The organism is Micromonospora sp. KC207 (assembly GCF_004348615.1).
GTDB lineage: Bacteria > Actinomycetota > Actinomycetes > Mycobacteriales > Micromonosporaceae > Micromonospora.
Genome location: NZ_SMKJ01000243.1, coordinates 1 through 11,045 on the forward strand (window position 1 = coordinate 1; position 11,045 = coordinate 11,045).

Consider the following 11,045-nt stretch of genomic DNA (forward strand, 5'->3'; position numbering starts at 1 on the left):
GTTTCGAACAGGTCGAGGGCCAGTTGGGCGGCGACCGGGCGGGGCCAGCCTTCGGCCGGCTCCTCGACGAACGGCGGGTCGAACGGCGGCGCGGGGCGAACCCGCACCGGGGGACGGACGGGACCGGGACGGCGGGACTCGATCACCAGCTACCCCCGAAGCCTTCGTTTGCCTTCGTTTGCCTTCGACAACCTCGATTCTCGGCCACGTAGCGGCCACGGTCAATGGCGTGGTCGTGGCTGTGCTTACTCCGGGTCGCGGTCGGTCAGCGGGTTGCCCCGGACCCACTCGGCCGTCTCGGCGTACTTACGCTGGATGTACTCCTCCAGCCGGGCCCGCTCGACGCGCCACTGCCCCCGGCCACCGATCTTGATGGCGGGCAGCTCGCCGCTGCGCACCATGTGGTAGATCTGCGAGTCCGACACGTTGAGCTCGGCCGCCACGTCGGAGAGCAGCAGGAACCTCGGCTCCACGGAATCTCCCGGGGTTGGGATCGTTTGCTTCAGTTTGCCATCCGGTGCCGACAACGCCGCCCCGTGCGGGACGCTTCGGTCGACAGGCCGCCCCAGACGGGCCCGCGCGGCAGCTTCCCGCCGCACGGGTGTGGGGTGTATGACGGTCACGGCGTACGGCATGATCGGCGCCCGGGCCCGCGCACGCCGGCCCGGAGGCGGAGCGGGGGAGACCACCGGTGAACGACGAGCTTGTCCGGGTGTACGTTCCGGCGATCGTGCCCATGCTGGCCCGCCTGCCCGAGCAGGGGCTGCCGGAGACGGACGCGCACGCCGTCACCCCCGCCCTGCGCGAGTGGTACGCCGAGGGCGACGAGGAGGAACTGGAGTACGTCGCCTTCACCCGGGCCGCCCAGGACGCCCTGATCCTGCTGCGGGACGACCCGGCCGCGCCCCGCCGGCGGGTGGTGGTCTCGGTCGACGTGCCGGCCGCCGCGCTGCGCCGAACCGACGACGTGCTCGGCTCCAGCGCCGTCCGGCTGGTGCGCCCGGTGCCGGTGTCGGCCGTCGCCGCGCTGCACGTGGACGGCGACGACGCGGTCACCGACGTGGCGGCAGCCGCCGCCGTGGCCGCCGAGGCCCTGGCCGGCGACCCCGACGCCCAGTTCACCGTCGACGGCGCGGAGGACCACGAACTGGAGTGGTACGACGTCACCGAGCTGGAGCAACTGCTCCGCGCCGCCTCCTGACCGGCGTCTTGCGGTCGCGCCCCTGAAATCCCACGCCGGGCGTCAGCGGTTGGCCGCGTCCCGGCTCACGCCCCGTTCGGGCCGTCAGTGGTCGGCCTTCGCCTCCGGCTGCGCCGCCGCCTCCGGCCCGGCCTCCGCGTCCTCGTCGCCGGCCGACGGGCCCAGGGTGCGGCCGAAGGCGACCAGCGCGGTGAGCGCGCCGACGAAGAGCACCCAGATGCCGTTGTCGATCCGGGAGGTGCCCAGTGAGGTCTGGGCGACCGAGTCCGCCTCGCTCAGCGCGCTGGCCAGGTCGAGCAGGGACCGGCCGCCGACCCGGATGATGATCTCGGCGAGCAGCAGGAGCAGGCCGGGGCCGGCCCCGGCCAGCAGGTAGCCGGGCCAGCGGACGCCGCTCTCTCCCGGAGCGCGCCGTTGTGCGCGGCGACGCGCCCAGGTCAGGTACCCGAAGGCGAGCAGGCCGGCCACCAGGCCGGCGAGCAGGGACTCCGTCCGGGACACCCACTTGGCGGCGGTGACCAGCGACTCCTGGGTGTCGCCCGCCCCGAACAGGTCGAACAGCGGGTCCCGGGCCCGGCTGAACGCCACCACGAAGACCAGCACCCCCAGCGCGGCGGTGACCACCGCCCCGCCAACCCGGGCGTTGCCGGCACCGGCCACCGCACCGCCGATGATCGCCGCCGCGGCGGCGGTGCCGGCGATGACGTTGGTGGTCGCGTTGTCGAAGTAGGTCAGGTTGATCACGACGGCGGCGGCGAGCCCGACCAGCAGACCGGTGCCCGTCGCGACGACGAAGCGCAGGGTGGCCCGGTCCATGCCGCGCCGGGCCAGCAGGTTCGTCACCGCCAGGGCGACCGCCGCACCGGCGACCAGCGCGGCCGAGATCACCCCGGGCAGCGCGAACGCGGAGAGACTGATCGCGGTGATCCCCGCCTGGGCGGAGGTGATCGCCGCCCGGGTGGACCAGAGCATCGCGGCCAGCCAGCCGACCGTCAGCAGCGCGAGCACGACCGCACCGGGGGCGCGGGTGAGCGTACCTCCGTCGGCCGCGAGGGGGCCGCTTGCCGGCTCCTGCCCGGCGGGCGACAGGGGTTCGGCCGCCGGCTCCGGCCCGGGGGCCGGGTCGGCCTCCACCGGCTGGTCCGGCTCCGTGGCCATGGAGCTGCCGGGCTGGTTGCTCATCGTCTTCCCTTCGACGGGCGCCCGGCCCACGCCGGCGCTGCCGGGACGCGGCGGGCTGGTCACCGGCCATCCAGGGTACGCGCCGCCGGACCCGCCGCCCGCCCCGCCGGCCGAGACCCGGCGTGCGGGCGGGCGTGGCCGGGGTGAGGTGGAGCACGACGAGTCCAGAAACGCCTCGTGGGAGAATCGGCGCAGGTCCCGCCGCCGCGACCGGTACACCGCGCGGTGCCCCGGCGTCCGGTCACCCGGCTGGCCGCCCGCGGGTCCGGTTTCGCCACCGCTGTCGCCAGGAGCGCTGATGGACGCCGTGTTCTTCGTACCCGAGCCGCGTAACGAGCCGGTCCGCGCCTACGGGCCGGGCAGCGTCGACCGGGAGCGGCTCCAGCGGAGGCTGGCCGAGCTGGCCGCCGAGCGGATCGACCTGCCGATGACCATCGCCGGCGAGCAGCGGATGGCCGGCGGCGACCCGATCGACGTCGTCCAGCCGCACCGGCACGCCCACGTGCTCGGCGTCACCGGCCATGCCACCCACGACGACGCCCGCGCCGCCGTGCGGGCCGCGAAGGAGGCCGCCCCGATGTGGCGGTCGCTGCCGTTCGCCGAGCGCGCGGCGATCTTCCTGCGCGCCGCCGAGCTGCTCGCCGGCCCCTGGCGGGACACCCTCAACGCGGCCACCATGCTCGGCCAGTCGAAGACCGCCGTCCAGGCCGAGATCGACTCGGCGTGCGAGCTGATCGACTTCCTCCGGTTCAACGTGCACTTCGCCCGGGGCCTGCTGGAGGAGCAGCCGCTCTCCTCCCCCGGGGTGTGGAACCGGTTCGACCACCGCCCCCTGGAGGGCTTCGTCTACGCGGTCACCCCGTTCAACTTCACCGCGATCGCCGGCAACCTCCCCTCCGCGCCGGCCCTGCTCGGCAACACGGTGGTCTGGAAGCCGGGCCCCACCCAGCAGTTCGCCGCGCACTTCACCATGCGGCTGTTCGAGGCGGCCGGCCTGCCGCCCGGCGTGATCAACATGGTCACCGGGCGGGGCGAGGAGGTCTCCGACGTGGTGCTCGCCGACCCGGACCTGGCCGGCATCCACTTCACCGGCTCCACCAAGGTCTTCCAGCACCTGTGGCGGACCGTCGGCGAGAACATCCACCGCTACCGGGGCTACCCCCGGCTGGTCGGCGAGACCGGCGGCAAGGACTTCGTCGTCGCGCACGCCAGCGCCGACGTCGACGCGCTGCACACCGCCCTGATCCGGGGGGCGTACGAGTATCAGGGCCAGAAGTGCTCGGCGGCGTCCCGGGCGTACGTGCCCCGGTCGTTGTGGTCCGGCGGGCTGCGTGACCGGCTGGCCGCCACCGCCGACTCGCTGACCTACGGCGACGTCACCGACTTCACCAACTTCGGCGGGGCGGTGATCGACGCAAAGGCGTTCGACCGGCACACCGCCGCGCTGGAGCTGATCTCCGGCGACCCCTCCTGCACCGTGCTGGCCGGTGGCACCGCCGACGACTCGGTCGGATGGTTCGTCCGGCCGACCCTGTTCGAGTGCACCGACGCCACGCACGAGACGTTCACCACCGAGTACTTCGGGCCGATCCTCGGCGTGCACGTCTTCGACGACGCCCGCTTCGACGACGTGGTGGCCCAGGCCGAGTCGGTCGCCCCGTACGCGCTGACCGGTTCGATCTTCGCCACCGACCGCCGGGTGGTCGACGCGGTGGCCGAACGGATGCGCTACGCGGCCGGCAACTTCTACATCAACGACAAGCCGACCGGCGCGGTGGTCGGGCAGCAGCCCTTCGGTGGCGCCCGCGCCAGCGGCACCAACGACAAGGCCGGTTCCTGGCACAACCTGGTTCGCTGGATGTCCCCCCGGACGATCAAGGAGACCTTCGTCCCCCCGACGGACCACACCTACCCCCACATGGGCTGAGTGCAAGGAAAGGCCCCCTGTTGTCGCCTTCGGTATGGCAGGGGCCCTTCCTTGCGCCCAGGCGTCTGCCCCGGGCACGCCCGGGCGTCTGCCGGGAGCGCGCCCGGAGCACGCCCCCCGCGGAGCGCCCGCAGAGCGGACGGAGCGCCGCGCGAGCGTGGGCGGACGCGCCCGGCGCGGGGTAGCTGCGCGGTCGGTCACCAGCCCTTAACGGACTGTCGTCCGCCGACAGTGCACATTGGAAGCCATCCGGGTGGCGAAAGTGGCAAATCCTGGACGGCGGGTCGGTAAAGTGGCAGCGTAATGGGCATGGCGGATTCCGGAGTGAACCCCACGGCGGCGGCCCTGCTCGGGCTGCTCCACGAGGGTCCCATGACAGGCGGTCAGCTGATGGCCGCCGCCGAGCGCAAGCTCGCCCCGTACTGGTCGATGACCCGCAGCCAGGTCTACCGGGAGCTCCCGGTGCTGGCCGAACGCGGTCTGGTGCGGCTGGGCAAGCCCGGCCCGCGCCTCAGCCAGCCGTACGCGATCACCGCGGCCGGCAAGCGGACGTTCTCCCGGTGGCTGGCCGAGGACCCGGGGCGCGACACCATTCGCAATCCGATCGCCCTGCGGATCGCCTTCGGCAGCCTGCACTCGGCCAACCAGCTACGCAACCTGCAGGCATCTGCCAACGAATATCACACCGAGGCCCTCGCCCGGGTGCGGGAACAGGTGAAGAACGCCAAGAAAGAGGGCGACAACTTCGACGCCAGCGCGCTGGAGTTCGCCGTCGCCTACCACAAGGCTGCCCTGTCCTGGTTGAAGAGCGCCCCGGTCGGCTGATCTTCCCGTGCGGCCCGCCGCCCCGCCACCGGGCCGCACGGGAAGGGTCCGAAGGGCCGCTCCCTGCCCTCGCCGGTGACAGTTTCGGCTCGTGACCGCGGGGCTGGCAAGCCCACTCGGCTCCCCCGCAGTACGCTTGTCAGTCGTGACCGCTGCCGATTACGCCGAACAGCTCAAGGAACTCGACGCCATCCTGCGCAACATCGAGGCCGTGCTCGACCTCGATCGGCTGCACGAGGACAAGGCCCGGCTCGAGGAGCAGGCCTCCGCGCCGGACCTGTGGGACGACCAGGCCAAGGCGCAGCAGGTGACCTCCCAGCTGTCGTACGTCAACGGCGAGATCGACAAGCTGGGCAGCCTGCGCTCCCGGCTCGACGACGCCCGGGTGCTGCTGGAACTGGCCGAGGCCGAGGACGACCCCGGCGTGCTCGCCGAGGTGGAGACCGAGATCGGGGCGCTCACCAAGAGCATCCAGGACATGGAGGTCCGCACTCTGCTCTCCGGCGAGTACGACTCGCGGGAGGCGCTGGTGGCGATCCGGGCCGGCGCGGGCGGCGTGGACGCGGCCGACTTCGCCGAGATGCTGCTGCGGATGTACCTGCGCTGGGCCGAGCGGCACGGCTACCCGACCGAGGTCTACGAGACCTCGTACGCCGAGGAGGCGGGCCTGAAGTCCGCGACCTTCGCGGTCAAGGTGCCCTACGCGTACGGCACCCTCAGCGTGGAGTCCGGCACCCACCGCCTCGTGCGGATCAGCCCGTTCGACAACCAGGGTCGCCGGCAGACCAGCTTCGCCGGCGTCGAGGTCCTGCCGGTCACCGAGCAGACCGACCACATCGACATCCCCGAGAACGAGGTGCGGATCGACGTCTACCGGTCCTCCGGCCCGGGCGGGCAGAGCGTCAACACCACCGACTCGGCCGTGCGGCTCACCCACATTCCGACCGGCATCGTGGTGACCTGCCAGAACGAGAAGTCCCAGCTACAGAACAAGGCGTCCGCGCTGCGGGTGCTCCAGGCGCGGCTGCTGGAGCGCAAACGGCAGGAGGAGCAGGCCAAGCTGAACGGGCTGAAGACCGACGCCGCCGGCTCGTGGGGCGACCAGATGCGCTCGTACGTGCTGCACCCGTATCAGATGGTGAAGGATCTCCGAACCGAGCAGGAGACGGGCAATCCGAGCGCGGTCTTCGACGGGGAACTGGACAGCTTCATCGAGGCCGGTATCCGGTGGCGCAAGCAGCGCCAGCTCGCCGGCGACGCTGCGTGATCACCTGTGGGCGGAGCGCGTCGTCGATCTCCCGCTAACCGGGCGTTTCGATGACGCGCCCCGCATCAACGGGGCGTGGGGCTTGGCTCCTCGGTTACACCGCGTAGACTCACCACCCGTGATTCAGCTTGAGCAAGTGACGAAGACGTACCCGAAGGCGTCCCGGCCTTCGCTCGACAACGTGTCCGTCTCGATCGAGAAGGGCGAGTTCGTCTTCTTCATCGGCCCATCCGGCTCCGGCAAGTCCACCATCATCAAGCTGCTGCTGCACGAGGTGACGCCGAACAAGGGGCGCGTCGTCGTGAACAGCAAGGACGTGACCTCGATGCGGTCGTGGAAGCGCCCCCACTTCCGGCGTTCCATCGGCTGCGTCTTCCAGGACTTCCGGCTGCTGCCGAACCGCACCGCGTACGAGAACGTGGCGTTCGCCCTTGAGGTGATCGGCAAGACCAAGGCGGTCGCCCGCCGGGTCGTGCCCGAGGTGCTGGAGTTGGTCGGGCTCGGTGGCAAGGAGCACCGCTACCCCCACGAGCTCTCCGGCGGTGAGCAGCAGCGGGTCGCCGTGGCTCGGGCGTTCGTGAACCGCCCGCTGATCCTGCTGGCGGACGAGCCGACCGGGAACCTGGACCCGGACACCTCGATCGAGATCATGCGTCTGCTGGACCGGATCAACCGCACCGGTACGACCGTCGTGATGGTCACGCACGACTCGAACATCGTGAACCAGATGCGCCGCCGGGTCGTCGAGATCGAGAGCGGCCGTATCGTGCGTGACCAGGCCCGCGGCGTCTACGGGTGAGCCGGCGCTCCACCCCTGTGCAGCCTGACGACGAACACCTCACGCCGGAGACCCGGAGGAATTCCCGATGCGCGTGAAATACGTCCTGTCCGAGGTACTGGTCGGACTGTGGCGCAACGTCACCATGACCATCGCGATGATCATCACGTTGGCCGTGTCGTTGACCATGCTCGGTGTCAGCGGCCTTGTGTACAGCAAGGTCGACGACATGAAGGACCTCTACTACAAGAACATCCAGGTCTCGATCTTCTTGAAGGGGGAGGTCACCGAGCAGGAGCGCACCGACCTGGAGGCCAAGCTCAAGAGTGACCCCCTGGTGAAGGAGGTCCTCTACGTCAACAAGGACGAGGCGTACAAGCGCTTCCAGGAGATGTACCAGGACGCGCCGGACCTGGTCAGCGCCGTGAAGCCGGACCAGTTGCCCGAGTCGTTCCGGCTCACCCTGGTCAACCCGGAGCAGTACAAGAGCATCTACGACCAGTACAAGGACACGGCGGGCGTCGACGAAATCGTCGACCAGAGTCAGCTGCTGGACAAGATCTTCGACCTCTTCACCGCCGGCCAGAACATCGCCCTGGCCGGGGCGATCGCGATGGCCATCGCCGCCCTGCTGCTGGTCGCCAACACCATCCAGGTGGCCGCGTACAGCAAGCGGCGCGAGGTGGCGGTCATGAAGCTGGTCGGCGCGTCCAACTGGTTCATCCAGGCACCGTTCGTCCTGGAGGCCGTGGTCGCCGGCCTGATCGGCTCGTTCCTCGGCCTGGGGGCGCTGATCGCCCTGAAGTTCTTCCTGTTCGACGGCTCCCTGAGCGCGTTGCAGGGCCTGTTCTCCCCAGTGACCTGGAGCGACATCTTCCTGATGTTCCCGATCATGGCGGGCGTCGGCGCGCTGGTCAGCGCCGTCACCGGCTGGGTCACCCTCCGGTTCTACCTGCGCGTCTAGTCGCCCACCGGGTCTGTCGGCGACAGCAAGGGCCTCCCGGCGCGGAATAATCCGCGCCGGGAGGCCCTTGTCGTTCGGGTAGCATGATCTCCGCTTCCGGACCGGCAGAGCCGGGGCCGGGGCCGGACGAGGGGAGGTGGCGCCGATGCCACGGGAACAGGGGCGCAAGGTGGTCGCCTCCAACAAGAAGGCGCGGCACGACTACGCCATCCTCGACACGTACGAGGCGGGCATGTCGCTGACCGGCACCGAGGTGAAGTCGCTGCGCGCGGGGCGGGCGTCGCTGATCGACGCGTTTGCCCAGGAGCGCGGTGGCGAAATCTACCTGCACGGCATGAACATCCCGGAGTACAAGCAGGGCACCTGGACCAACCACGAGCCCCGGCGCACCCGGAAGCTGCTGCTCAAGCGGCTGGAGATCGATCGCCTGATCGGCAAGACCCGGGAGAGCGGGCTCACCCTGGTGCCGTTGCAGGTCTACTTCTCCGACGGCTGGGCCAAGGTGGAGATCGGCCTGGCCAAGGGCAAGAAGACGTACGACAAGCGCCAGGACCTTGCCAAGCGGGACGCGGAACGGGAGATAGCCCGGGTGTCCGGCCGGCGCGGCAAGGGCATGCGCGGGTGATGCATCCCTTTTGTCCGTTCCGACCCGGCGGGGTGGGGCTCGGGGATGAAACCCGTTGCGGCAGGCGTTAGGCTTGGTGGTGCCGCCACACCGGCGGCCCGTCGAGGGGGTGACTGGTTTCGACTTCGTACGTTGCGGCAGGGGAAGCGAGCCGAGGAAGCCGACGTCGTCTCGAGAATCGTTCGTCGGAAACCAATAAGCGCCAAGCAAAATCGCGCTGACTTCGCTCTCGCCGCCTGAGGCGAGTAGCAAGTCTGTCGGCCTGGGAGTGCCTTCGACCCAGTTAGCCGGCATCAGCTAGGAGGCTGGCCAAGCGGACCCGGTCGCGGGGTCCGTGCGGCGAGATTAATCAGCGACTGGGCCCGCCACACCGACTCGCTCGCGTGATCGGAGGGGCCGAGTAGAGGCACAGCGAGCTGCGCTCGGAGAAGCCCTGACAAACCGGCGAAGGACCCGGGTTCGATTCCCGGCACCTCCACCAGCTGACGATGCGCCCCGGTCCACCGGACCGGGGCGCATCGTCGTCTCCGGGGGTGGTGTGACCGTGGGACACCTGGGGCCAGCGGTGCCGGTGTACGACGACCCGGGACCAGGCGGCTGAAGGCGGGGCGGAACCGGGGCCCGCGTGGCCGCGTCGAAGGGGTATGCGTCGAGTTCTCGCCCTGGTGGGGCTGCCCCTGTTGGTCGTCGCGGCGGGTTGCGCGCCGGCCGGTTCCGAGCCGACCGCCGACGGCACGCCCGCCGGCAGCCCCGACCACCGCTTCGAGGCGTTCCACCAGCGGGCCGTCGAGATCGCCGAGGCGTGGCGACCCGGCGCCGCCTGGACCGGCGGCTACCTGCCGTTGCAGGAGCCCACCGTGCTGCTCGGCGACCCCGGCTTCAGCGCCGACACCGAGCAGGCCTTCCGCAACGGCTGGTACCGGGAGCAGATCGCCGTGCCGACCGCCCGGCCGGCCGCCGGGGCGATCCGCTTCCCCGACGGGACGCTCACCGTGCCGCTGGTCAGTGCCGCCGAGGCGTACCGGCAGCTCGACCAGGGGGACCCGCCGCCGTGCGAGGGGCGGCCGAAGGGCCCCGGCGTCCCGCCGAAGTCCGGCTCCGGCCCGATCGTCGAGCCGGGACCCGACGGCCCGACCGTCGGCGAGGGGCCGTACGGCCACAGCGGCGGGTCGGGCCCGAACGACTCGGTCAGCAGCGGGCCGTCGTCCGCCTGCATTCCGCTCACCGTCACCGCCGTGACGCTCGGCACCGCGCCGGTGCGCACCAGCCGGGGTGAGGCGCGGGTACCGGCGTGGCTGTTCGCCGTCGAGGAGTTGACGGCGAAGGTGGCCCGGCTCGCCGTCGCGCCCGGCACTCCCGCCGCCCTCCCCGAGGGGGTCGCGCCGACCCGGCCGGCACCCGGCGGTGTGGTGGGCGCGCAGGACCTCCGGGCCGTCGACGGGGCGAAGCTGACCTGGCGGGTCGGGGTCGGGGCCTGCGACACCGGCATCACCCCGTTGGTGCAGGAGCGCGACGACGTGGTGGTGGTCGGCGGCGGGGTCACCCCGGCCACCGGCATGTGCACCGACCAGCTCAAGCTGGAGCCGGTCACCGCCACCCTCAGGGCGCCGCTGGGCAACCGGCCGGTGCTCGACGTGGTCACCGGCGCGCCACTGATCCTGCGCGGCTGAGCGCGGCCCCGGGCCCGGAGAGGACTCAGAGCAGCTTCGGGATCTCGGTGCTGATCGGCACCGGCAGGACGGTGGGCCGGTCCGCCGCCAGCGCCGCGTCCAGCGCGTGGCCCAGCCGGCCCGGCTCCTCGATCACCGTGGCGGCGCAGCCGTACCCCCGGGCCACCGCGACGACGTCCAGGCCGGGCAGGTCGAGGCCGGGCACCCCGGGGGTCTGCTTCAGGTCGGCGAACGCCTTGAGGATCGCGTACTGCTGGTTGACCGGGACCACGACGACCAGCGGCAGGCGCAGCCGCGCGGCCGTCCACAGCGCCTGCACCGAGTAGTGGAAAGAGCCGTCGCCGATCACCGCGACCACCGGCCGGCCCCGCCCGGTGTCCCGCTCGGCCAGGGCGATCCCGACCGCCGCCGGCAGGCCGAACCCTAGGCCGCCGCTGGCCATCGTGAAGTACGACCCGGGACGGGTGACCGGCAGCCGGCGGCGCAGCGCGGCCAGGTTGGACGGTGACTCCTGCACCAGCACCCCGTCGGGCGGCCAGTGCCGGGCCAGGGCGGCGAACAGCGCGTCCGGGCTCGGCGGCGGGCCGGGGTCGGGCGGCCCGGGGG

Annotated in this window: 11 protein-coding genes and 1 other RNA gene; 9 read left to right on the plus strand and 3 right to left on the minus strand. The window is 71.6% G+C overall.

What is annotated here, in order from left to right; translation table 11 throughout:
* Positions 1-245: 245 nt before the first annotated feature.
* On the minus strand, positions 246-473 hold the full coding sequence (locus tag E1258_RS24735; RefSeq protein ID WP_132405334.1) for an AlpA family transcriptional regulator: 228 nt from the start codon (positions 471-473) through the stop codon (positions 246-248).
* A gap of 218 nt (positions 474-691) precedes the next feature.
* Here E1258_RS24735 and E1258_RS24740 point away from each other — a divergent pair, with 218 nt between their 5' ends.
* Complete coding sequence (locus tag E1258_RS24740) at positions 692-1,201, plus strand: hypothetical protein (RefSeq protein WP_007074928.1); 510 nt, start codon at positions 692-694, stop codon at positions 1,199-1,201.
* An 84-nt stretch (positions 1,202-1,285) separates the two neighbouring features.
* Here E1258_RS24740 and E1258_RS24745 read toward each other — a convergent pair whose 3' ends face one another.
* Positions 1,286-2,383 (minus strand): hypothetical protein, encoded by a 1,098-nt coding sequence (locus tag E1258_RS24745; protein ID WP_132405344.1) that lies wholly within the window; start codon positions 2,381-2,383, stop codon positions 1,286-1,288.
* Positions 2,384-2,681: 298 nt separating this feature from the next.
* Between E1258_RS24745 and pruA the strand changes: the two genes are divergently transcribed.
* The 8 genes from pruA to E1258_RS24785 all read left to right on the plus strand — a co-directional run bounded on the left by pruA (position 2,682) and on the right by E1258_RS24785 (position 10,439).
* The gene (pruA, locus tag E1258_RS24750) at positions 2,682-4,310 is read left to right on the plus strand and encodes an L-glutamate gamma-semialdehyde dehydrogenase (RefSeq protein WP_132405336.1); all 1,629 of its coding nucleotides are present in this window, start codon (positions 2,682-2,684) and stop codon (positions 4,308-4,310) included.
* A 309-nt stretch (positions 4,311-4,619) separates the two neighbouring features.
* The gene (locus E1258_RS24755) at positions 4,620-5,135 is read left to right on the plus strand and encodes a PadR family transcriptional regulator (protein WP_132405338.1); all 516 of its coding nucleotides are present in this window, start codon (positions 4,620-4,622) and stop codon (positions 5,133-5,135) included.
* A 145-nt stretch (positions 5,136-5,280) separates the two neighbouring features.
* Complete coding sequence (gene prfB / locus E1258_RS24760) at positions 5,281-6,402, plus strand: peptide chain release factor 2 (protein WP_132405340.1); 1,122 nt, start codon at positions 5,281-5,283, stop codon at positions 6,400-6,402.
* A gap of 118 nt (positions 6,403-6,520) precedes the next feature.
* The gene (gene ftsE / locus E1258_RS24765) at positions 6,521-7,201 is read left to right on the plus strand and encodes a cell division ATP-binding protein FtsE (protein ID WP_007074933.1); all 681 of its coding nucleotides are present in this window, start codon (positions 6,521-6,523) and stop codon (positions 7,199-7,201) included.
* Between the two features lie 67 nt (positions 7,202-7,268).
* Positions 7,269-8,144, plus strand: coding sequence for a permease-like cell division protein FtsX (gene ftsX, locus E1258_RS24770; RefSeq protein ID WP_007074934.1), 876 nt, complete (start codon positions 7,269-7,271; stop codon positions 8,142-8,144).
* 145 nt (positions 8,145-8,289) lie between these two features.
* Positions 8,290-8,769 carry an SsrA-binding protein SmpB gene (gene smpB, locus E1258_RS24775; RefSeq protein WP_007074935.1) on the plus strand — a complete coding sequence of 160 codons (480 nt, stop codon included), beginning with the start codon at positions 8,290-8,292 and terminating at the stop codon, positions 8,767-8,769.
* Between the two features lie 105 nt (positions 8,770-8,874).
* Positions 8,875-9,250: a transfer-messenger RNA gene (ssrA, locus tag E1258_RS24780) on the plus strand.
* Between the two features lie 163 nt (positions 9,251-9,413).
* Positions 9,414-10,439, plus strand: coding sequence for a hypothetical protein (locus tag E1258_RS24785; protein WP_132405342.1), 1,026 nt, complete (start codon positions 9,414-9,416; stop codon positions 10,437-10,439).
* A 25-nt stretch (positions 10,440-10,464) separates the two neighbouring features.
* Here E1258_RS24785 and E1258_RS24790 read toward each other — a convergent pair.
* Positions 10,465-11,045, minus strand: a 581-nt coding sequence (locus tag E1258_RS24790; protein WP_243715665.1) for a thiamine pyrophosphate-dependent enzyme, incomplete at its 5' end; no start/stop codon positions are given.

Excerpts from the sequence above, each read along its gene's own strand:
- E1258_RS24745 (WP_132405344.1), bottom strand. The coding sequence starts at position 2,383 with ATGAGCAACCAGCCCGGCAGCTCCATGGCCACGGAGCCGGACCAGCCG.
- pruA (WP_132405336.1), top strand. The coding sequence starts at position 2,682 with ATGGACGCCGTGTTCTTCGTACCCGAGCCGCGTAACGAGCCGGTCCGC.
- E1258_RS24755 (WP_132405338.1), top strand. The coding sequence starts at position 4,620 with ATGGCGGATTCCGGAGTGAACCCCACGGCGGCGGCCCTGCTCGGGCTG.
- ftsX (WP_007074934.1), top strand. The coding sequence starts at position 7,269 with ATGCGCGTGAAATACGTCCTGTCCGAGGTACTGGTCGGACTGTGGCGC.
- smpB (WP_007074935.1), top strand. The coding sequence starts at position 8,290 with ATGCCACGGGAACAGGGGCGCAAGGTGGTCGCCTCCAACAAGAAGGCG.
- E1258_RS24785 (WP_132405342.1), top strand. The coding sequence starts at position 9,414 with ATGCGTCGAGTTCTCGCCCTGGTGGGGCTGCCCCTGTTGGTCGTCGCG.